The sequence below is a fragment of the Pedobacter yulinensis genome, assembly GCF_003029735.1.
Taxonomy (GTDB): Bacteria; Bacteroidota; Bacteroidia; order Sphingobacteriales; family Sphingobacteriaceae; genus Pedobacter; species Pedobacter yulinensis.
The window spans coordinates 607,526-628,176 of record NZ_KZ686268.1 but is presented as its reverse complement, the minus strand read 5'-3'; the positions used below and the strand labels follow the sequence as shown (position 1 = coordinate 628,176).

General features: G+C 50.3%; 19 protein-coding genes and 1 riboswitch. Of the genes, 10 read left to right on the top strand and 9 right to left on the bottom strand.

The window, feature by feature from the left end:
• Window positions 1–25 precede the first annotated feature (25 nt).
• Window positions 26–1,033 carry a tRNA dihydrouridine synthase DusB gene (gene dusB / locus C7T94_RS02785; RefSeq protein ID WP_107213426.1) on the bottom strand — a complete coding sequence of 336 codons (1,008 nt, stop codon included), beginning with the start codon at window positions 1,031–1,033 and terminating at the stop codon, window positions 26–28.
• A 47-nt stretch (window positions 1,034–1,080) separates the two neighbouring features.
• Here dusB and C7T94_RS02780 point away from each other — a divergent pair, with 47 nt between their 5' ends.
• The 3 genes from C7T94_RS02780 to C7T94_RS02770 are packed head-to-tail and all read left to right on the top strand — an operon-like array spanning window position 1,081 to window position 3,012.
• Window positions 1,081–2,064 carry a CPBP family intramembrane glutamic endopeptidase gene (locus C7T94_RS02780; protein ID WP_107213423.1) on the top strand — a complete coding sequence of 328 codons (984 nt, stop codon included), beginning with the start codon at window positions 1,081–1,083 and terminating at the stop codon, window positions 2,062–2,064.
• Window positions 1,988–2,194: a putative signal transducing protein gene (locus C7T94_RS02775; protein WP_107213421.1), complete on the top strand. Its 207-nt coding sequence runs from the start codon at window positions 1,988–1,990 to the stop codon at window positions 2,192–2,194. Before C7T94_RS02780 ends, C7T94_RS02775 begins: the two co-directional genes overlap by 77 nt.
• 8 nt (window positions 2,195–2,202) lie before the next feature.
• The gene (locus tag C7T94_RS02770) at window positions 2,203–3,012 is read left to right on the top strand and encodes a phosphatidate cytidylyltransferase (protein WP_107213418.1); all 810 of its coding nucleotides are present in this window, start codon (window positions 2,203–2,205) and stop codon (window positions 3,010–3,012) included.
• 40 nt (window positions 3,013–3,052) lie between these two features.
• Here the strand turns inward: C7T94_RS02770 and C7T94_RS02765 are convergent, their stop codons facing one another.
• From C7T94_RS02765 to C7T94_RS02755, 3 genes are all read right to left on the bottom strand, one after another.
• Window positions 3,053–3,439 (bottom strand): acyl-CoA thioesterase, encoded by a 387-nt coding sequence (locus tag C7T94_RS02765; protein ID WP_107213416.1) that lies wholly within the window; start codon window positions 3,437–3,439, stop codon window positions 3,053–3,055.
• An 84-nt stretch (window positions 3,440–3,523) separates the two neighbouring features.
• The gene (gene metE / locus C7T94_RS02760; protein ID WP_107213414.1) at window positions 3,524–5,818 is read right to left on the bottom strand and encodes a 5-methyltetrahydropteroyltriglutamate--homocysteine S-methyltransferase; all 2,295 of its coding nucleotides are present in this window, start codon (window positions 5,816–5,818) and stop codon (window positions 3,524–3,526) included.
• 174 nt (window positions 5,819–5,992) lie between these two features.
• Window positions 5,993–6,184, bottom strand: a riboswitch (cobalamin riboswitch).
• Between the two features lie 47 nt (window positions 6,185–6,231).
• A complete protein-coding gene (locus C7T94_RS02755) occupies window positions 6,232–6,447 on the bottom strand; it encodes a hypothetical protein (RefSeq protein ID WP_107213412.1) in 216 nt (71 codons plus the stop codon).
• A gap of 110 nt (window positions 6,448–6,557) precedes the next feature.
• On the opposite strand from C7T94_RS02755, the gene C7T94_RS02750 reads away from it, so the two are divergent.
• Window positions 6,558–9,227, top strand: a complete 2,670-nt coding sequence (locus C7T94_RS02750; protein WP_107213410.1) for a M14 family metallopeptidase — start codon at window positions 6,558–6,560, stop codon at window positions 9,225–9,227.
• 71 nt (window positions 9,228–9,298) lie between these two features.
• Here C7T94_RS02750 and C7T94_RS02745 read toward each other — a convergent pair whose 3' ends face one another.
• Window positions 9,299–9,946, bottom strand: a complete 648-nt coding sequence (locus tag C7T94_RS02745; protein WP_107213408.1) for a hypothetical protein — start codon at window positions 9,944–9,946, stop codon at window positions 9,299–9,301.
• A gap of 143 nt (window positions 9,947–10,089) precedes the next feature.
• On the opposite strand from C7T94_RS02745, the gene C7T94_RS02740 reads away from it, so the two are divergent.
• Window positions 10,090–10,803 (top strand): DsbA family oxidoreductase, encoded by a 714-nt coding sequence (locus tag C7T94_RS02740; RefSeq protein WP_107213406.1) that lies wholly within the window; start codon window positions 10,090–10,092, stop codon window positions 10,801–10,803.
• On the opposite strand, the gene C7T94_RS02735 is transcribed toward C7T94_RS02740, so the two are convergent.
• Together C7T94_RS02735 and mfd are read right to left on the bottom strand one after the other, a co-directional pair.
• Complete coding sequence (locus tag C7T94_RS02735) at window positions 10,804–11,028, bottom strand: DUF3820 family protein (protein ID WP_107213404.1); 225 nt, start codon at window positions 11,026–11,028, stop codon at window positions 10,804–10,806.
• A 46-nt stretch (window positions 11,029–11,074) separates the two neighbouring features.
• The gene (gene mfd / locus C7T94_RS02730; RefSeq protein ID WP_107214638.1) at window positions 11,075–14,413 is read right to left on the bottom strand and encodes a transcription-repair coupling factor; all 3,339 of its coding nucleotides are present in this window, start codon (window positions 14,411–14,413) and stop codon (window positions 11,075–11,077) included.
• Between the two features lie 76 nt (window positions 14,414–14,489).
• Here mfd and C7T94_RS02725 point away from each other — a divergent pair, with 76 nt between their 5' ends.
• The 5 genes from C7T94_RS02725 (at window position 14,490) to C7T94_RS02705 (ending at window position 18,802) form a co-directional block, all read left to right on the top strand.
• Window positions 14,490–14,792, top strand: coding sequence for a DUF2752 domain-containing protein (locus C7T94_RS02725; RefSeq protein ID WP_107213402.1), 303 nt, complete (start codon window positions 14,490–14,492; stop codon window positions 14,790–14,792).
• Between the two features lie 8 nt (window positions 14,793–14,800).
• On the top strand, window positions 14,801–15,163 hold the full coding sequence (locus C7T94_RS02720; protein WP_107214637.1) for a TM2 domain-containing protein: 363 nt from the start codon (window positions 14,801–14,803) through the stop codon (window positions 15,161–15,163).
• A 12-nt stretch (window positions 15,164–15,175) separates the two neighbouring features.
• Window positions 15,176–16,276: a Nif3-like dinuclear metal center hexameric protein gene (locus tag C7T94_RS02715; protein WP_107213400.1), complete on the top strand. Its 1,101-nt coding sequence runs from the start codon at window positions 15,176–15,178 to the stop codon at window positions 16,274–16,276.
• 172 nt (window positions 16,277–16,448) lie between these two features.
• A complete protein-coding gene (locus C7T94_RS02710) occupies window positions 16,449–17,192 on the top strand; it encodes a zinc ribbon domain-containing protein (protein WP_107214636.1) in 744 nt (247 codons plus the stop codon).
• 116 nt (window positions 17,193–17,308) lie between these two features.
• Window positions 17,309–18,802: a tetratricopeptide repeat protein gene (locus C7T94_RS02705; protein ID WP_107213398.1), complete on the top strand. Its 1,494-nt coding sequence runs from the start codon at window positions 17,309–17,311 to the stop codon at window positions 18,800–18,802.
• Between the two features lie 6 nt (window positions 18,803–18,808).
• Here C7T94_RS02705 and C7T94_RS02700 read toward each other — a convergent pair whose 3' ends face one another.
• Both C7T94_RS02700 and C7T94_RS02695 read right to left on the bottom strand, forming a co-directional pair.
• On the bottom strand, window positions 18,809–19,882 hold the full coding sequence (locus C7T94_RS02700) for a 3-oxoacyl-ACP synthase III family protein (protein ID WP_107213396.1): 1,074 nt from the start codon (window positions 19,880–19,882) through the stop codon (window positions 18,809–18,811).
• 72 nt (window positions 19,883–19,954) lie between these two features.
• Window positions 19,955–20,596: a LutC/YkgG family protein gene (locus tag C7T94_RS02695; RefSeq protein ID WP_107213394.1), complete on the bottom strand. Its 642-nt coding sequence runs from the start codon at window positions 20,594–20,596 to the stop codon at window positions 19,955–19,957.
• Window positions 20,597–20,651 lie beyond the last annotated feature (55 nt).

The window sequence follows — 20,651 nt, the reverse complement described above, 5'->3', positions numbered from 1 at the left end:
TAATTTATAGAATAACAAGTAAAAATCAAACAGGTTGAAGGAGGGTACAATTATTTGCATAACTGCCCGAAATATCATCGAGCAACTGGTAAATCGTTGCCAGGTTCAGCTCGCTGACGAGTTTCATCCGGTAGGGTTTAAAATCTGGCAGGCCTTTGAAATAATTGGCGTAATGCCGGCGCATTTCCAGAATGCCGGTACGTTCTCCCTTCCATTGGATGGATTTATCCAGATGCGTACGGCAGGCCTCGATGCGTTCCTGAAGCGTTGGCCCGGCAAGCCTTTCGCCGGTTGCAAAGAAATGTTTGACTTCGCGGAAAATCCAAGGATAACCAATGGCGGCCCGGCCGATCATGATTCCATCTATTTCATATTCCATTCTCCAGGCGGCGGCTTTTTCAGGGCTGTCAACATCTCCATTACCAAAGATCGGGATGCGGATGCGCGGATTGCGTTTTACTTCGCGAATCAGGGACCAGTCGGCCTGGCCTTTATAAAGCTGCGCCCGGGTACGCCCGTGAATCGAAAGGGCCTGAATACCTACGTCCTGAAGTCTTTCAGCGACCTCATATACGTTTTTTGTCGTGTCATCCCAACCCAGCCTGGTTTTTACGGTTACGGGTAACGACGTTGCCTTGACAACTTCTGCCGTCATTTTTACCATTTTCGGAATATCCTGCAGCAGGCTTGAGCCGGCACCTTTGCAGACGACCGCTTTAACCGGACAACCGTAATTGATGTCGATCAGGTCAGGGCCGGCCTGTGCGGCGATTTCGGTTGCTTCACGCATGTGATCAATATCTCCTCCGAAAATCTGGATGCCAACGGGTCTTTCGTACTCGAAAACATCAAGCTTCTGCTTGCTTTTCGCCGCATCGCGGATTAAACCCTCGGAAGATATAAATTCAGTATACATCAGGTCTGCCCCGTTTTGCTTGCATACGAAACGGAACGGCGGGTCGCTCACATCTTCCATAGGCGCCAGCAACAGCGGGAAAGGCCCTAAATCTATATTTCCGATCTTAACTGACATTGGCTATCTTACTCCGATTTTAAAAAAACGATACAAAGGTACGAATTATGAATTTTCTGAGGCCGGTTAAACCCGAGTTGCACCCCCTTTTACAGCTACTTTTACTTTTGGGTTACGCGATGGCCGGTGCGGTTGTTTTTACCCTGTTGAGTTTCATTTTCGTTCTTCCCATTTACGGAATGGGGGTGATCGATGGATTAATGACCGGTAACATCACGGGAAAAACAGCGGATGCCTTGAAGATTATGCAGGCTGCCAGTTCAATAGGCGTTTTTATTGTTCCGGCACTGTTGCTCGTGCGTACCGAAGGGCGGAAATTCAGCGATTTTTATCACTTCAGGCGGCCCGAACCATCCTTTTTCTTACTCGTGCTGGCCATTATGGTCGCTTCCCTTCCCGTTATGGAATGTGTGGCGCTCTGGAACCAGAAAATGGTTCTGCCCGAGGGGCTGAAATGGTTGGAAGACTGGATGCGGCGAAAAGAAGATGAGGCCATGGAAATCACGATTGCGCTGATCAGCACAAAAAGTATTGGCGGGCTGCTCGTCAATATGCTTGTTATTGCAATCTTACCTGGTATTGGTGAAGAACTGATGTTTAGAGGGGCGGTTCAACGTGCTTTCGGACGTGCATTCCGTAATCCACATTTTGTAATCTGGATTACGGCCTTCATTTTCAGCGCGATCCATATGCAGTTTTACGGTTTCCTGCCACGCCTGCTGCTTGGCGCGGCTTTCGGATACATCTATTTCTGGACCGGAAACTTATGGTATGCTATGTTTGCTCATTTCCTGAACAATGCCTATTCTGTGACGGCAGCCTATATCATGCAGCAGCAGGGCCATTCGCTCAGAGAAATTGACAGCACAGCATATTTTGCGTGGTATGGTTATGTGATAAGTTTAATATTAACCATAGCTTTGTTTCGGATTTTAAGAAATCGAGGAACAAAGCGTGAAACAGAACTGGATCAAAGTTTACACAACGACGAACATCTACGCGGCAGAGATTTTGAAACAGGGTCTGACTGAAGCAAATATTCCGGCTGTGCTGATCAATAAGCAGCTGGCCGCTTACCATTTTGGCGAGGTGAACGTGCTGGTCCATCCCGAGCATTTCGACCGTGCAATCGAGTACATTTTAGAAAACGAAATTCAATAACCCGATCCATGAAAACCAGGGCGGTTACCGCATTCTTTTTTACGATCGTGATGCTCGCATCCATTTTTTCAGGCAGTTATGCGTTCAGTGCCTTTTACCTGGTATTGAGTGTGCTGACGCTGTTTGAATTTTACAAACTAGTCAAAACTTCGGGCATCCGGCCCCATCGCAATATCGGCCTGATGGCCGGATTCCTCATTTTTATCATGGCGGCGGGGCTGCATTACCTGGACTATGATACCAAATACCTGTTCCTGTGCATCCCCCTTGTATTTTCGGTATTTGTTGTAGAACTCTATAAAAAGAACAAAATTCCTTTCGCCAACATTTCGTACACATTTGTCGGGTTTATATACGTTACCATCCCGTTTTGCTTTTTCCATGCGCTGGGTTTTCTAGGCGACATGAAAACCTATGACTTTCACTTACCGCTTGCATTTCTGCTGATGCTTTGGGGAAACGATACCGGAGCTTACCTGTTTGGCGTAAAGTATGGAAAGCGAAAACTGTTTGAACGGCACTCTCCAAAAAAATCCTGGGAGGGCTTTTTCGGCGGTTTGCTTACCAGTGCGCTTGTCGCACTGGTCCTGGCGCAGGTTTTTCCCGAGCACCATACAGGCACATGGGTCGGCATGGCTCTGCTGATCGGCTGTTTTGGTACCATTGGTGACCTGGTCGAGTCCATGCTCAAGCGCAGTCTGGACGCAAAAGACTCTGGCGGCCTCCTGCCCGGGCATGGCGGCCTTTTAGACCGGTTTGATGGCCTGTTGCTGGCTGCGCCAGTGGTTTATGTTTATCTGTACCTGATTAAACATTAGTAAGTCCGGGCAAAGTTGCCGCCGCTGCAAACCTGCATGGTTAATTGATGACCCTGACCGGCTGCTTGTTCTCGTCTATGGCTACAAAAGTGAAATCGCCCTGCACGGCCAGTGTCCGCTCTTCAGAATACATCTGTTCAACATAAATGGCGACATGAACTTTCAGGCTTGTGTTGCCCACATGGCGTACCTCACCAATCAGTTCTACGATCGTGCCGGCGGGAATGGGCTGCTTAAAATCGATCCTATCGCTGCTTACCGTAACCATAATCTGCCGGCTGAAACGGGTGGCCGTGATAAATGCTACTTCGTCCATCATGTGCATGGCGGTCCCGCCGAATAAGGTGTCGTAGTGATTTGTTGTGTTTGGAAACACCGCTTTAAAAATGCTGGTGCGCGACGCCGCTATTCTTTCTTCTAAAGTCATTTTGCAAAGTTAATCAATACAGCACCGTTTGGCTGCTGCCGGTTTCGAAATAACCCGGCCGCCTGGCGGCCGGGTTCAACTTAGTTATGAGCGCATGTAGCGGGCCGCCTCGACCATTTCATGCAGCGCATTTCGCGTTTCCTCCCAGGAACGGGTCTTTAGTCCGCAATCAGGGTTTACCCAAAGCTGGTCTTCGGGGATCACGGCATTTGCCTTTTTCAGCAGATCGACCATTTCCTGGTGTGCAGGCACGCGCGGAGAATGGATGTCATAAACGCCAGGGCCTATTTCATTGGGATAATTAAAATTGGCGAAGGCATCGAGCAGGTCCATCTGTGAACGTGAGGTTTCGATCGTGATCACATCTGCATCCATATCTGCAATGCTTTCAATAATGTCATTAAATTCGGCGTAACACATGTGTGTATGGATCTGGGTATCATCTGCCACAGGCGATGCAGCCAGCCGGAAAGCCGTTACCGCCCATTCCAGGTAACTCCTCCAATCTGCATGTCGCAGTGGCAGACCTTCGCGTAATGCGGGCTCATCAATCTGAATCACCGCTATGCCCGCCTCTTCAAGATCTTTTACCTCATCACGTATGGCAAGGGCCAGCTGGAAACAGGTTTCTGACCTGGGCTGGTCATCTCTTACAAATGACCACTGAAGAATGGTTACCGGCCCGGTCAACATACCCTTTACAATTTTTGGCGTGAGCGACTGGGCAAATGCAGTCCATGCAACGGTCATTGGCATTTTGCGGCTCACATCGCCAAATATAACCGGCGGTTTTACGCAGCGAGAGCCGTAACTCTGTACCCAGCCGTTTGCCGTAAAGGCAATGCCTTCGAGCTGCTCGCCGAAGTACTCGACCATGTCATTCCGCTCGAACTCGCCATGTACCAGCACGTCCAGGCCAAGTTCCTCCTGCCAGCGGATGGCTTTTTCTATTTCTGCTTTGATCAGGCTTTCGTAGGCGGCAGCCGAGAGCACACCCGATTTGAGCTGAGCGCGCCACCTCCTGACTTCAGGAGTCTGGGGAAATGAACCTATTGTTGTTGTAGGGTAGGCGGGCAGCTTAAGCCTGGCCCGTTGTTTAATGCGGCGAACCGGAAAGGGACTCTGCCGGCGGGCATCGGCCGCTGTGATGGCCCTGACACGGGCCCCGACTTCTGGCTTGTGGATTAATGGAGATTGTTTTCTTTCCAGGGCAATCGCAGCATTTTGCGCGAGGACCGCTGCATTTTGGCCGGCTTCGCCGGATAACCTGGCCAGCGTGACGACCTCGCTGACCTTCTGTTTTGCAAAAGACAGCCAGGATAAAAGTGCAGCAGGTAAGGGACTGTTTTCGCCCTCCTCGTCCAGATCGCAGGGACAGTGGAGCAGTGAGCAGGATGGAGCCACCCAGATCCGCTGAGTGCCGAGGGTATTCCGGGCATGTTGCAGGGTAGCCAGCGTACGTGTAAAGTCGTTGCGCCAGATGTTCCTGCCGTCTACCAGACCCAGAGAAAGGATCCGGTCTGCAGGCAGTTCTGATATCAGGCCCTCCAGCTGCTGGGGGCCCCGCACCAGGTCAACATGCAATACGTTTACAGGAAGGCTACAGGCTAATGGGGTATTTGCTTCCAGCGACCCGAAGTAAGTGGCCAGGATGATGCCAAGCCGCGGAAAAGACCGGCGCAGTTCCCTGTAAGTAAAGGCAAACGCTTCCTGCTCCTCATTACTGAGGTCCATGCATAAAAAGGGTTCATCGAACTGAACCCAGTCGGCGCCGAGCGCGGTGAGCTTGGTAAGCAGTTCGACGTAAACGGGCAATAGCCGGCCTATCAGATCCAGGCGCGAAAAACCGGCCTCTTTCTCTTTACCCAGCAGCAGGTACGACACCGGACCGATGAGAACGGTCTTGGTAACAATTCCCAGTTCGCGGGCCTCGTAGAAATCGTCGATAACCTTTGTCGAAAAAAGGCTGAACTGCTGGTCTTTTGTAAACTCCGGTACGATGTAATGGTAGTTGGTGTCAAACCATTTGGTCATTTCCATTGCCGGCAGGTCAAGGCCGTCTTTCTGGTAACCGCGTGCCATGGCAAAGTAGAGATCGATCTCAGGCTTGTCATTGTTCAGCAAGATACTGTTGTACCGCGGCGGAATGGCGCCGAACAGGAAGGAATGGTCTAAAACATGGTCGTAGAAAGAAAAATCGTTGCAGGGAACCAGGTCGATACCCGCATTTTTCTGCATGAGCCAATTTTCCCGCCTGATGTTCCTGCCCACCTGCAGTACGTTTTTGTGTCCGGTCTTTCCCGACCAGTACTGTTCGCAAACTTTTTTAAGTTCCCGATGGCCACCAATTCGCGGGTAGCCGAGGTTGTGTGTTCGCATTGTCTTTTAAAACATTAAATAAAACATGGTTAAAAGTCCTGAACGTATCCTCTGTGCAGAGGCGACAGAAAATGCTGGGCACAGACCTTCCTTGCCCGGCAAAAAGGGGGCTTCTTTCCCGAAAGAAAAGCGTGGAATAATCAGACCTGACAGCATGCTTCAAACCGCGAAAGCACAGTCAATTCGGTATGGGCAGGTCTCCTGACTTGTAATATCTTTACCGCCCTTCCCATCTGCCGTTAGGCAAACAGTGGGCAACATGGGTAAAAACTCTTTGTATTACTTACAGTTGCGCGACAGTTCGTGATTTGCACACGATTCCCTTTTAATCTACAGCTAAGTAAAACCTTTACCGGTTGATGTGAATAAGAAAAGAACTACATCGCAGCAAATGTAGGCAATTCCCTTATGAATCAAGAATGAAACGACCGGTACCCGGATCGTCGCCGTTGCCTGAAAAGGAAATAATAAAAAATGAATGAGCCCATGACAGGCAGCATGCAAACCAGGTAGGCCAGGTTGGTCTTGTCCTGTTTGTTAAGCAAAGGGGTGCGGTACAGGTCGTAAAGCGATCTGAAAAAGAAAAAGATTGCCAGAAAAAAAACGCTGAGGGCGAGCACATTGACCATACAAGCAATGTACGCAAAAACTGCTGAAAAGCTGCCGGTGTAACAAATCTTAAACAGCGTAGCCGGGGGATGAAATCCCGCTATATTTGAGCAAACCTAAACTGTTATTCATGAACTACTGCAAAATACTGGGCCTGGCCTTCTGCATGGCCTGTGTTTCCCTGGGAACGTCTGCGCAGGTACCCAGCCCCAAGGCACATTTTGGTTTCGACATTGGGGAGAATTACAAACTTGCCAATTATACGCAGACCGAAGCATACTTTAAAAAACTCGCTGCAGCTTCAGACCGGGTGAAACTGGTTTCCATCGGTAAGACTGAAGAAGGGCGCGATCAGTATATGCTGATCGTTTCATCGCCTGAAAACCTGGCTAAACTGGAAACCTATAAGCGCATTTCCCAGCAATTGGCGAGGGCGCGGATTACAGAAGTTGAAGCAAAAAAACTGACTGCAGACGGAAAGGCGATCGTGTGGATCGATGGCGGCCTGCATGCCAATGAAACAGTAGGGATACACCAGCTCATTGAAACGGCCTGGCAACTCTGCAGCAGGCAGGATGCCGAAACAAATGCCATCCTGGATAAGGTCATTGTGCTCATGACGCATGCCAATCCCGACGGGCAGGAACTGATCAGCAACTGGTATATGCGGCACGCGGATACGGCAAAAAGGACCATATCATTTGCACCCCGGCTTTACCAGAAATATGTGGGGCATGACAATAACCGCGATTTTTTCATGCTTAACATGAAAGAGACCCAAAATATAGGCCGGCAGTTGTTTGTAGAGTGGCTACCGCAAATCATGTACAACCACCACCAGGCAGGACCTGCGGGTACGGTAGTGGCCGGCCCGCCCTACCGGGACCCTTTCAACTATGTTTTCGATCCGGTGCTGATGACCAGCCTGGATGCCGTTGGCGCAGCCATGCACAACCGCATGAATACGGAGGGCAAGCCGGGTTATACGCAGCGGAACGGGTCAGTGTTTTCTACCTGGTACAACGGCGGCTTGCGCACCACCACGTACTTTCACAACATGATTGGCCTGCTCACCGAAATCGTTGGAAGCCCGACCCCCTCTGCTATTCCCCTTGTACCCGCCCGCCTGCTTCCAAACAGCGATTCGCCCAATCCGGTTACGCCACGGGCGTGGTTTTTCCGCAATTCGATAGACTATTCGGTATCACTCAATTATGCGGTACTGGGGTACGCGCAGCGTTACCGTGATGACCTTCTGTTTAACATTTACCGCATGGGTCGCAATTCGATCGAGCGCGGCAGCCGCGATACCTGGTCGTTCTCACCCAAAAAGATCGAGGCCATACAGGCGGCTGTGCGTGCCGGCGATACCGGCGCGGCCGGCGTTCCCGCACGCAGCCCAAACAAAAAATTCTTCGACACGGTCATGACCGCTCGGGCCAACCGGGATGCGAGGGGTTACATCATTCCGGCAAACCAGCCTGACCTGAATACGGCAATCAAGTTCCTTAATGCGCTGATCCGGACAGGAATCGAGGTAGAAAAAGCAACTGAGGCGTTTCGCGTCGGGGAGAAATCCTATCCGGCCGGAAGTTTTATCGTGAAGACTGACCAGGCGTTCAGGCCACATGTGCTGGACATGTTCGAGCCGCAGGATCACCCCAATGATTTTAAATATCCCGGAGGGCCGCCTGTCGCTCCGTACGATGCTGCCGGCTGGACCCTCGCCTACCTCATGAATGTGAAATTTGACCGGATAAGCGATGCATTCAGCGGCCCTTTCAGCAGGCTGCCCGTGGGCGAGCTGATCGCGCCGTCGCACAAACCGGCAAAAGGTAAATCGCTGGTACTAAGCGGCCGGCAAAATGATTCGTTCAGAGCGGTAAACGATCTCTTGCAGAAAGGAATCGAAGTGCGGCGCGATCAGCAGGGTAATTTTCATATTCCGGGCAATGCAGCCGCGGTCTCCGTTTTATCGCGAGCGAACGTGAAGTCGGCAATGGCAAAGGCAAGCGGGCGTACAACCTCACTTAAGCCGGCAAGAATTGCGCTGTGGGATACTTACGGCGGTTCCATGGCATCAGGATGGGTACGGTGGCTGATGGAGCAATTTCATTATCCGGCTACGGTTATTTACCCGCAGGATATCGATGCCGGCAATTTGAACGCCAAGTTTGATGTGATCGTGTTTGTAGGCGGGGCAATTCCGCCGGTACAGCAGCCCGCGTCGCGGCAGCCAGGGCCGGATCCTAATGATATCCCGGAAGCGTTCAGGCACATGCTGGGCCGCATTACTGCCGAGAAATCGATTCCGCAATTGAAACGTTTCCTCGAAGAAGGCGGTACGGTTGTAACTATTGGCAGCAGTACCAACCTGGCTTACCACCTGGGCCTCCCGGTAAAAAGCGCAGTAAATGAGGTAGTTAATGGACGGGAGCGGAAGCTGCCCGAAGAAAAGTACTATATCCCGGGAAGTGTATTGCAGGCTGAGACCGACCAGTCAGCTGCGGCAATGTATGGTATGGACAAATTGACCGATGTGTATTTCGACGACAGCCCGGTGTTTAAGAGAGATTCATCCGTTCAATCGCCACATGTGGTCAAACCGCTCATGTGGTTCAGTTCGGCAAGCCCGCTGCGCAGTGGCTGGGCCTGGGGCCAGGCGAGTTTGACCGGTGCGGTTGCAGCTTTCGAAAGCCAGTATGGAAAGGGTAGATTCCTTGCCTTTGGGCCGGAAATAACCTTCAGGGCCCAGACGCATGGAACCTTCAAGCTGCTTTTCAATCAGCTGTACAAATAGCCGGTCCAGCCTTCGGTCCGGCTTATAGCGCAAAAAAAGCGGGCTCGCAGCCCGCTTTTTTTCGTATGGGCTTACGATTTATGGTAAGGAAAATTACGTGTTACCTTGCGCATCATGCGTTCGATCAGGTCATCGGTCGAGGCCATGATGTTGTCATCCATTGTTTTGAAGAACCGCCAAAGCAGATCGCCGCTTTTGCCATCGTTCAGGGTTAGTGTCAGCGTGCCCGAACCCGTTTTTCCGCCTAGACCACCGAATAATACGGCCGAGGCAATTGCGCCTGCTTCTGTCTTCGTTTGCTCAGTATCGAAAGTGCCGCCGATCACAGCATCTACGCCGAGCAGTTTGGCCAGTTCGTCTTTGGTCATCTCGTCCATTTTGTCAAGAACACCCGCTTTCTTGAGCAGAATGTTGGTTTTTTCGATGTCCTGAAATTCAACTGTGTAGTCGCCGGCCCTGCGAAGGAAGAACGTATACATGCCTGACTGGATGGCCTTTGACATGCTTCGTTCCTGTTCTTTATTTGCTTCAGCATTGAAATTTTTCGGCTGCTTGCGGTAGGTAATTTTGGTCACAAACGGCACAATGGCCACGATCTTGTGCCGGCTCTTTTCTTCTGCAAGTTTCGGACTGCTGAAGATTTGCTTTGATCCCTCAAATTGGGCGTAGGCACCCGTAGCAGCGATCAGCGAGAGCATAATTAAGATAAACTTCTTCATAATGTTTGTTCTGATATTTTTTCCAAAACTATATATTTTCGTCAGAAATAAAAATTGTTCCTGTGCGGGCTCCAGCAAAAAAGCTGACCTGCATATTACAGGCCTGGAGACACTTGCGCGTACCTTTGTACAAATTCAAATACATGAAGGTAGAAATCTGGTCTGATGTGATGTGCCCGTTTTGTTATATCGGCAAAAGACATTTTGAGGAGGCGTTACGCGGGCTGCCGTTTGCTGCGGCACTTGAGGTTGAGTGGAAAAGTTTCCAGCTGAATCCCGGCTATCACAATACAGAGAAACAGGGTGTATATGCTTACCTGGCCGAGAACAAAGGCATATCTGAAGCACAGGCCAGGCAGATGACCACCCAGGTACGACAAATGGGACAGGCTGCCGGCATTGATCTCGACTTTGATAAGAACATTCCTGCCAATACCTTTGATGCGCACCGCCTGATCCACCTGGCTGCCGGCCTGGGTTTACAGGATGCCGCAGAAGAAGCGCTGTTTGAAGCTCATTTTTCAGGTCAGGCAGACATTGCCGACCACGAAACACTTGCTGTCATAGGACAGCGCATGGGTATAGATTTGCAGGTTGTGCGCAACATGTTGCAAAGTGAAGATTTTGCAGGAGCCGTCCGGAAGGATGTTCATGAGGCGCAACAACTGGGCATAAGCGGTGTGCCCTACTTTGTTATGGACCGCAAGTTCGGCTTGTCGGGCGCTCAGCCTGTCGCAGCTTTTAAGCAGGCCCTGCAGCAGGGTTATGCCGACTGGAAGTCTAGGCAGCCGCAAACCGCATTACAGGACCTTGGCGCCGGGGACGGCCCCGCGTGCGGCGAGAACGGCTGCGCGTAATTAGCGCTGCTTTTTTAGGGGTGTAAGCAGGTACTCAAGCCCGTTCAATTTAATTTCATACATCGTTTGCAGAAGCATGCCCAGCCTTCCGGCAGGAAAGCCTTTGTTGCTGAACCAAACCAGGTATGATTCAGGCAGGCTGCACAAGACCGTATCCTTGTACTTGCCGAAGGGCATGCGCATGGTGACAAGGTCGGTAAGTATGCTGGTGTCGGCAAGGCTCATGTTGAAGCTGTTTAAATATATATCTGATCGGTACGGTTCAGGGCTACTAATCGATCATTTCCAGGGTTGAAATGGCGTCTTCTACTGTTGTAATGTTTTCGAACGCAATGCGCAGGCTGTTTTTGACTTCTTTCAGGTTGCAGATCCGGGGATGGTTTTGTGCAAAAGCCAGGATCTTTCCAAACGTAACCGAGTCGAAATATTTCGACTGTTTGTCGTTCAGGAAATATCCCCGCAACACGTTCTTTTTGAAACTGATCTTTTCGAAACCAAGCTTTTTACCCAACCATTGCAGGCGCACCACACTAAGCATGGTTTTGACCTGGGGTGGCACCGGCCCGAAACGGTCGGCCAGCTCCTGTTCAAATTGCTTCAGTTCAGCTTCGTTTTCCAGTTTAGAAAGTGCAGTATACAAGTTATAACGCTCTGTTATGTTGGTAATGTAAGCATCAGGAATATACAGCTCAAGATCGGTATCGATCTGGGTAAACGAAACAAACGGCCGCTCAGGCTCATCCTTGAACAGGTCTTTGAACTCAGCGTCTTTGAGTTCCTGGATGGCTTCGTCCAGAATTTTATGATACATCTCAAAACCGATCTCGGCAATAAACCCGCTTTGTTCCGCACCAAGCAGGTTTCCGCTGCCGCGGATGTCGAGGTCGCGCATGGCTACATTAAAGCCGCTGCCCAATTCAGAAAACTCTTCTATTGCGCTGAGGCGCTTGCGCGCTTCAGAAGTCAGCGTGGAAAGCGGCGGTGAAAGCAGGTAACAAAAAGCCTTTTTATTGCTTCTTCCTACCCTGCCGCGCATCTGGTGCAGGTCGCTCAGCCCGAAATGGTGTGCCTGGTTAATAATGATCGTATTGGCATTTGGAATATCCAGGCCGGCCTCGATAATGGTGGTCGCAACCAGCACATCTTTATCTCCGCGAACAAAATCGAGCATGACATCTTCCAGCGCGTCACCATCAAGCTGCCCGTGTGCAATCCCGATCCGGGCTTTGGGCACAAGCTTTTGAATCAGGCCCCCGAGTTGCATGAGGTCGCTTACACGGTTGTGAATGAAAAACACCTGTCCGTCGCGGTCAAGCTCGAATTGCACGGCTTCCTGGATCAGTTTCTCATTAAAAACGTGCAGCTCTGTGCTAACGGCCTGCCTGTTAGGCGGAGGCGTATTGATGATCGAAAGGTCGCGGGCACCCATGAGCGAGAAGTGCAGCGTTCGCGGAATCGGTGTTGCCGTCAGGGTCAGCGTATCGACGTTAACCCTGAGGGTTTTCAGTTTCTCCTTGGCAGACACACCAAACTTTTGTTCCTCATCAATGATCATGATGCCCAGGTCCTTGAACTTGACATCCTTGCTCAGCAGGCGGTGTGTGCCGATCACCACATCAATTTTTCCGTCGGCTACAGCTGCGAGCGTATCTTTGATCTGTTTGCTGCTTTTAAACCGGTTAATGTAATCTACTTTGACAGGGAAATCTTTCAGTCGCTCAGAGAACGTTTTGTAATGCTGCAAAGCAAGGATTGTGGTAGGCACGAGCACGGCAGCCTGTTTCCCATCGACAATTGCCTTAAAAGCAGCACGGATCGCGACTTCAGTTTTGCCAAAACCCACGTCCCCGCAAACCAGGCGGTCCATCGGGTGCGGAGCCTCCATATCTTTTTTGATATCCTGGGTAGCACGCAACTGGTCGGGCGTATCTTCGTAAATAAATGAAGCCTCGAGTTCGGTCTGTAAATAGGTGTCTGGAGAGAATGCCGTACCTGCCTTCGTTTTACGCAGGGCGTAAAGTTTGATCAGGTCGCGGGCAATGTCTTTAACTTTTTTTTTAGTGGTTTTTTTAAGCTTATCCCAGGCGTCGGTTCCCAGCTTGTTCATCTTAGGCGCTGTGCCCTCCTTGCCACTGTACTTGGCAATGCGGTTCAGCGAGTTGATGTTTACGTAGAGCAGGTCATTATCGGCATAGACGAGTCTGATCATTTCCTGGGTTTTGCCATTTACCTCGACCTTTTCCAGTCCGGCGTATTTGCCGATACCGTGGTCAATATGTGTAACAAAGTCTCCAGGCTTCAGGTCCCTCAACTCTTTCAGGGTAATGGCCTGGCTACGCTGGTAACCGCGTTTCTGTTTGTATTTGTAGTACCGGTCAAAGATCTGGTGGTCGGTATAAAAAGCCACATTCATAGCCGGGTCTACGAACCCTTCGCGGAGCGAGCTGTTGATCGGCGTAAATTTGGCAGTTTTATCAATGTCTTCCAGGATGGCATACAGGCGTTCCTGCTGCTTACCCGAATCGGTGAAAATGAAATTCACGATCTCTGCCTTCTCGTTTTCTTTCAGGTTATGGATGAGCAGGTTGAAATCCTTGTTGAACGAGGGCTGCGGTTTGATTTCGAAATTGATGACATCGGCGGTGCGGTAAAAGAACTGCTTGCCAAATTCGACGACATTAAAGTCCTGGAAATGATCGGCAAGCATTTTATCGTCCGTAAAAGCAAACTTGGGATCGATCCACTCAGGGTTCTGCTCCTTGTCTTTTGCGGGCAATGCCTTCCAGAGTTCTACGGCCTTTTTATAACCACCGCGAACAATATCAAGCACAAATTCCACGTCTTTGAACCAGAGCTGGGTAGCCGGGTCAATGTAGTCAAGAATGCTGATGTTGTTTTCAGTCAGAAATTTCGCCTGTACATTGGGTACGATTGTTAACGACCTGACCGTGTCTACTGAAAGCTGCGTCTCGATCTCGAACGTGCGGATGTTTTCGACCTCGTCGCCAAAAAACTCGATGCGGTAAGGCAGGTCGTGCGAAAACGAAAAAATATCGACGATCCCGCCGCGAATGGAAAATTGCCCGGGATTGTATACGAAATCGCTCCGCTGAAAATCATACTCCATTAAGAACTCATTGATAAAATCAATGCCGAGCCGTGCACCGGTAGCAATTTCGAGTGTGTTGCTGGACAGGGAATCCCGGTCAATAACCTTTTCTGCCAGCGCTTCGGGGTAGGAAACAATGAGCCTGCCGTGCGAGGTTTCGTGATTCAGTTCATTGAGGACCTCAGCCCTGGCCAGCACGTTGGCCGTATCGACCTGTGTAAAATCAAAAGACTTGCGATAGGACGAGGGGAAAAACAGGGCCTGTTTGTCGAGGATGTTCTCCAGGTCTGAATGGAAATAAGCCGCCTCTTCGCGGTCAGGAAGTACAAACAGAATGGGCTGATGCAGCAGGAAGTAAGACGATAAGGCTACCACTGCGTCTGACGAACCAACCAATCCCTTCAACTGCACTTTGGCGTGCTTGCCGGAATTCAGTTTCTGCGCAAGCGAGGTAACCCGGCTGTCTGTCTTGTATCGGTTGAGTAAGTCGCGGATGTTCACTGCTGCAAATTTAGCGTTTATATTTATAATTGTGCCCTGTAACAATACGCGGCAGGACAGACTCTAAAAAATGTAAATGAAAGCGATCAGAACAGGTACTCCGGAATTGCTTTTCTGGTTAACAGGATTGACCCTGTTGTTCCTGTCAGACCCGCACCAGCACCATTTTTCGCTCTGCCCGCTGGCCAACGCCGGTTTGGAGCACTGGTGCCCCGGGTGTGGAATAGGCCGGTCAATTGCGCTGCTGCTGCATGGTGAATTTTCCCGGAGCTTTGACATGCATTGGTTTGGTCTGCCGGCCCTGGTTATCCTGCTGCATCGCATTTTTACATTGATAAGAAAGAGAAATAAAAAGGAATTGTTTAACGCAAAATCATAATTATGGAAATGTATCAATCACCTCTGATGTCGCTGCCAGGCATCACACCAGAGGAATACTCATATTTACAGCAAGCAACCACCGGTTTAAACGAACAGCAAATGCGTGCGTTTTTGATGATCTACTCCGGCAAACGGAAAAACCCTTCAGATATGCTGCTGTTTTGCCTGCTTGGCCTGTTCATCGTGCCCGGCCTGCAACGGTTTATCATTAACCAGATCGGCATGGGGATTCTGTATCTGTTTACCATTGGTCTTTGTTTTATCGGTTCAATAGTCGACCTTGTTAACCACAAACAACTGGCCGCTGAATACAACCAGAAGATGGCTTTTGAAAGCCTTCAGATGATCCGGCTCAGTGAAATGAGATAAAATAACGGCAATTTGAAAGTAGCAGAACTGACAGGTTTTTTAGAAGGCATTGCTCCGGGAGCATACCAGGAGAGTTATGACAACGCGGGACTGATTACAGGCGACCCGGGGATGGACGTAACCGGCGTGCTGCTGTCTCTCGACTGCACCGAAGCAATCGTGGATGAAGCGCTGGCCTCGGGCTGTAACGTGATCGTTTCTCACCACCCGATCATTTTTAAAGGATTAAAAAAGCTGAACGGCAAGAACTATGTGGAGCGTGTGGTCATCAAAGCCATACGTTCGCACGTGGCGCTTTTTGCCATTCATACCAACCTTGACAGTATTCATACCGGCGTAAACAAACGCATCTGCGACCGGCTGGGTTTGTCGGGCACCCGTGTACTGCAGCCAAAACAGGGTTTGCTGCGCAAACTGGTTACCTATTGCCCGCATGCCCAGGCAGACCACGTCAGGCAAGCCTTGTTCCGTGCCGGAGCGGGTCAGATCGGGGATTACAGCGAATGCAGTTTTAACCAGGACGGTTTCGGAACATTTAAAGGAGCTGAACAAACCAATCCGTTTGCCGGCCACGCGGGTCAGCCACACCGGGAACCCGAAACCCGTATCGAAACCGTTTACAATGCGCAAGACGAACGGAAAATTCTGCTCGCGCTGCTGGAAAGCCATCCCTACGAAGAGGTCGCCTATGATCTGTTCAGGCTCGAAAACGCGCACCCGCAAGTGGGCTCGGGCATGATCGGCTGGTTGGAACCCGCGGTTGAACCGGGTGAATTCCTGCGGCTGCTGCAAGAGAAAATGGAAACGGAAGTGATCAGACATACCGCCCTGCTGAACAGACCGATCAGGAAAATTGCGGTTTGCGGCGGATCGGGAAGTTTCTTGCTGCAGGAGGCGATTGCCGCCGGGGCAGACGTATTCGTTACGGCAGACTTCAAATACCATGAGTTTTTTGACGCAGACGGCAAAATCATGATTGCAGACATTGGCCACTATGAAAGTGAACAGTTTACCTCAGACCTGCTCGGCGAACTGTTGAAGGGCCGTTTCCGGGAACTACGGGTTCTAAAAACCACGCAACGTACAAACCCCGTTCTGTATTTCAGGGCTTAGATTTCAAAGCTGACGGGGCGCGCAGCATTTACATGTGTAAAGGGTACGGCTGCCGCCGGATGCTTTGAAACTGAACATTTTAACTGCCAGCTTTTGCAAAATTTATTCGGAATTTTTTGCTAACTTTGCAATCCGTTTACCGGAGGAGATACAAACCATAATTAGTATATTAATGGAACAAACCGTAGAACAAAAGCTGAAAGCTTTATACGAACTGCAAAACATTCACACGAAAATTGACAAGATACGCCAGGTCCGCGGCGAACTGCCCATGGAGGTTTCTGACCTTGAGGACGATGTTGCCGGACTTGAAACCCGTATCCAAAAGATAAAAGCGGAACTGGACGAGCTGGAAGATTCGATCGTGAGCCGCAAGAACACGATCAAAGAAGCCCAGAACCTGATCAAGAAATATGAAACGCAGCTTAAAGAGGTAAAAAACAACCGGGAGTACGACGCTTTGACCAAAGAGATCGAAATTCAGGGTCTCGATATCCAGGTGTCTGAGAAAAAGATCAAGGAACACGGTTTCGAGATCAACTCAAAAACGGAAGTTTACGACGCTGCCCTGGCAGAGCTCGAAGGCCGTAAAAAAGACCTGGACGCTAAAAAGTCTGAGCTGGATGTCATTACCGGCGAAACAGAACTTGAAGAGCAGGAGCTGGTTCGTAGAGCTGAGACCGCAGAAACGCAGATTGAAGAGCGGCTGCTTACCGCCTACAGCCGCTTGCGGAAAAACGCGAATAATGGTTTGGCGGTAGTTACCATTGACCGTGACTCGTGTTCAGGCTGTTTCAACCAGATCCCGCCTCAGCGTCAGCTGGATATTCGCCAGCGCAAAAAAATCATCGTTTGCGAGCACTGTGGCCGTATCCTGGTCGACGAAGCGCTTACCCATGAAGTAGCAGAAGCATAAGCTTTACAATATTTATAAACGGGCCCGGTACACCACCGGGCCTTTTTTATGCCCTTGCAAAACATCGGGAAAACTTTTGCGTTTGATTACTTTCAGATCACTATTCATCAATATACATGTTCAGATTTACTGGCCGGACAGCGCTTTTGCCGGCACTTATTTGCCTCTTTTCGTTTTCGGCAAAGGCTGCCTTCGATTTTAATGCAAATTGTCTTAAAGCGTACCGGAGTGTGTTTGACCTGAAACTGGCCAATGCCAGGGCTTACCTCGATACTGAGCGCCGCTTAAGGCCTGCCAACGACATGATCCCCCTTCTGGAAAATTATATCGATTATTTCCAGATACTCAGTTCTGACAGCAAGAAGGAATTCGAGGGCCTGAAAGCCGGAAAATCGCGGCGGCTTGACCGGCTTGAAAAAGCAGACCGGGAATCGCCCTATTATCTGTTTGCACAAGCCGAGATAAATCTGCAATGGGCACTGATCAGGGGACGCTTTGGCGAATACTTCAATGCCGCCATGGAGATCAGGCGGGCCAATGCACTGCTGCGCGAAAACCAGAAAAAATTTCCGGACTTCCCACTGAACAATAAAGGACTCGGACTGATCCATACCGTACTTGGCAGCATGCCTGACGGGACACTTAAAAGTGCGCTTTCTGTTGTGGGCATTCGCGGCAACACCCGCCAGGGAACGGAGATGATGGAAAAGCTGGCCAGCACACTGCTGAAGACGAGTTATGAGGCCTTTTACGAAGAAACCGCGTTTTATTACACCTATGTGCTGGCCGATGTGGTTCGCGATCCGGCTGCCTATAGCAAAACCCTCCGGTATACAGCACAGATTTCAGACAGCAGCCTGCTCAAGGCGTACCTGCAGGCTTATGTTGCGATCAAAACGGGGCATAGCGAAAAGGCTATTGCTGTATTAAAAGAGCGTCCCAGGGGGGCAACATACCAGCCTTTCCCCTATCTCGATTACCTGGAAGGCGTAGCGCTGTTGAACAAATTGGACCTCTCTGCCGAAGCTTCACTGGAACGGTTCCTGAAGACCAATAAAGGCGTGAATTACATCAAGGATGCGAATCTGCGGCTTGGCTGGATCGGCCTGATCAGAAATTCTGCCGGCAGCTACGCCGCCTACGCGAACAGGGCGAAGAGCCAGGGTTATACTTATGTAGATAAAGACAAGCAGGCGCAAAATGATGCCGTCGGCCCGGCGCCAGACCGAACCTTGCTGCAGGCGCGGTTACTTGCTGATGGGGGGTTCCTCACCCGTGCCGCCCAGATGCTGCAGCATAAAAGTGCCAGCGATTTTACAGGGGCGAAAGACCGCACGGAATTTCATTACCGGCTTGGACGGATCGCTGAAGATGCCGGAAAAGAACAGTCGGCGATCGGACATTACCAGTCTGCTTTTCAGGCGGGGAAAACACTGCCAGCCTATTTCGCAGCCAATGCCGCCTTGCGAATGGGGAAATTGCTGGAGCGCATCGGCGACATATCCCGTGCAAAAGAAGCCTACCAGAATTGCATTGCCCTGAAAGAGCACGAATACGAAAACAGCATCGAGGGCGAAGCAAAAGCCGGATTGCGGCGTGTAAGCCGCTAAGAATTGCTAAAAGCGGTGTACAAAGGCATTGATGTGCATGCCTGCTCCAACCGAAGCGAAAACCACCAGGTCGCCGCCGGTTACCCGGTAACCCTCTACTTTTCCGCGCCTGACCAGGTCGAGCAGCGTAGGGATGGTTGCCACCGAGCTGTTGCCCAACCAGGAAATGGTCATGGGCGTCAGTTTCTCTGGCATATCGTCCAGGCCGTATAACTTAAACAGCCGTTTCATGATCGCCTGGTCCATTTTTCCGTTTGCCTGGTGAATCAGCACCATGCGCACATCCGTAATGTGTACGCCGGCTTTATCAAGGGCCTGTTTAACCACTCCGGGCACAGTCGTTACCGCAAATTCATAGAGTTTGCGGCCGTTCATTTTCATGTAATAGTTGTCGCTGGGGTCAAGCGGGAAACTGCTTTTGCCCATGGTCAATAGTCCGGCATAATCCACCGCATACGTTTGTGCCCGGTGCGAAAGGATGCCTGTTGCTCCGTCTTCGGTTGCCTCAAAGATAACGGCACCTGCACCGTCTGAAAAGATCATGCTGTCCCGGTCGTGCGGATCTATGATGCGCGAAAGGGTTTCAGAGCCAATGACGAGCACACGGCTGGCATCGCCCGATTCAATGTAGTACCGGGCCTGAATGGCACCTTGCACCCATCCCGGGCAACCGAAAAGAATGTCATAACCAATACAGTCCGGATTGCGTATGCCCAGTTGCTCCTTTACTTTCGCTGCGAGTGCAGGAAGTTGGTCAATCCGGTTACCGCCGGGGCGCATGTCCCCGAAATTATGCGCAAAAATAATGTAATCAAGTGTTTCGGGATCAATTGCAGCGTCTTTGATTGCCTCCCGGGCGGCAATGACAGCAATATCGCTGTTCACCTGGCCCTGCTGCACATAACGGCGTTCAACGATATCGGTGATGTCTGAGAATTTTTGAATAATTTCGGCATTGGTTTTATCCAGCCGGGTGCCGTTCTCAAAAAACGCCGCATCCATAAAATGCTGACCTGAAATAACATGGTCGGGGATGTAACTTCCTGTTCCGCTGATAACTGCCCTGCGTTGTTTTTCCATATGCATACTATATACCAAAACGGTATAATGTATAAATATACTTCTTAATTGAAGAGTATCAAAGTGAAAAAATCAATACAGGTCGTCGACCAGAAAGACGAACAGTTCTTTCGGGCCATGTGCTCCAAGTACCAGTGTCTTTTCGATGTCAGCGGTCCGGCTGGGGCCGGTCACTGTGCTGATCATAGAGGGTAAGTTGGTGCCGTATTTTTCTTTAAGCAAACGAAAACCATCTTTCAGATCGAGAACGACCTGACTGCTGTGGGCAACAACGATGTGGTTATGCGGAAAAATGCTTAGTCGCCTGCCTGCACCATTTGCATTGCTGAGCAGCACGCTACCGTTACGGGCTACCAGGGCCTCGCACATGGTAATGCCTACCTCTGCCTGTTCAAAGTCTTTGTCTGTCTGGTAAAAGGGGAATTCATAATGCTTCAGTGCTTCCTGAAGTGCAGGTTCCCAGCAATAAATTTTACGCCACCTGAACTTATCTGCCAGGCTGAGAATGTTCTCTATGAAATCCAGGCTATTCTCGCAGAAGATAAAATTGCCATTTACGGCAGTCAGCTGTTCTGCAAAAAGGATCTCCAGAGGATCTTCATTGGGCAGGTAAAGGTTGCTTTCTTCGAGATTCGGATAGGGGTTGTCCCGCTTTTCTAGCAGGGCCTTCCGGATCTTTTTAAGCATGAACTCTTTGGTGGTGATGTTCTCCATATATATTAAAAAGTCATCCAGAATAACATGTTATTCTGGATGACCGGTATTTTAA

What these genes read in the sequence shown, in the direction of transcription:
- dusB (WP_107213426.1), bottom strand. Translation starts at nt 1,033, where the DNA reads ATGTCAGTTAAGATCGGAAATATAGATTTAGGGCCTTTCCCGCTGTTG.
- C7T94_RS02780 (WP_107213423.1), top strand. Translation starts at nt 1,081, where the DNA reads ATGAATTTTCTGAGGCCGGTTAAACCCGAGTTGCACCCCCTTTTACAG.
- C7T94_RS02770 (WP_107213418.1), top strand. Translation starts at nt 2,203, where the DNA reads ATGAAAACCAGGGCGGTTACCGCATTCTTTTTTACGATCGTGATGCTC.
- C7T94_RS02765 (WP_107213416.1), bottom strand. Translation starts at nt 3,439, where the DNA reads ATGACTTTAGAAGAAAGAATAGCGGCGTCGCGCACCAGCATTTTTAAA.
- metE (WP_107213414.1), bottom strand. Translation starts at nt 5,818, where the DNA reads ATGCGAACACACAACCTCGGCTACCCGCGAATTGGTGGCCATCGGGAA.
- C7T94_RS02755 (WP_107213412.1), bottom strand. Translation starts at nt 6,447, where the DNA reads ATGGTCAATGTGCTCGCCCTCAGCGTTTTTTTTCTGGCAATCTTTTTC.
- C7T94_RS02750 (WP_107213410.1), top strand. Translation starts at nt 6,558, where the DNA reads ATGAACTACTGCAAAATACTGGGCCTGGCCTTCTGCATGGCCTGTGTT.
- C7T94_RS02745 (WP_107213408.1), bottom strand. Translation starts at nt 9,946, where the DNA reads ATGAAGAAGTTTATCTTAATTATGCTCTCGCTGATCGCTGCTACGGGT.
- C7T94_RS02740 (WP_107213406.1), top strand. Translation starts at nt 10,090, where the DNA reads ATGAAGGTAGAAATCTGGTCTGATGTGATGTGCCCGTTTTGTTATATC.
- C7T94_RS02735 (WP_107213404.1), bottom strand. Translation starts at nt 11,028, where the DNA reads ATGAGCCTTGCCGACACCAGCATACTTACCGACCTTGTCACCATGCGC.
- C7T94_RS02725 (WP_107213402.1), top strand. Translation starts at nt 14,490, where the DNA reads ATGAAAGCGATCAGAACAGGTACTCCGGAATTGCTTTTCTGGTTAACA.
- C7T94_RS02720 (WP_107214637.1), top strand. Translation starts at nt 14,801, where the DNA reads ATGTATCAATCACCTCTGATGTCGCTGCCAGGCATCACACCAGAGGAA.
- C7T94_RS02710 (WP_107214636.1), top strand. Translation starts at nt 16,449, where the DNA reads ATGGAACAAACCGTAGAACAAAAGCTGAAAGCTTTATACGAACTGCAA.
- C7T94_RS02705 (WP_107213398.1), top strand. Translation starts at nt 17,309, where the DNA reads ATGTTCAGATTTACTGGCCGGACAGCGCTTTTGCCGGCACTTATTTGC.
- C7T94_RS02700 (WP_107213396.1), bottom strand. Translation starts at nt 19,882, where the DNA reads ATGGAAAAACAACGCAGGGCAGTTATCAGCGGAACAGGAAGTTACATC.
- C7T94_RS02695 (WP_107213394.1), bottom strand. Translation starts at nt 20,596, where the DNA reads ATGGAGAACATCACCACCAAAGAGTTCATGCTTAAAAAGATCCGGAAG.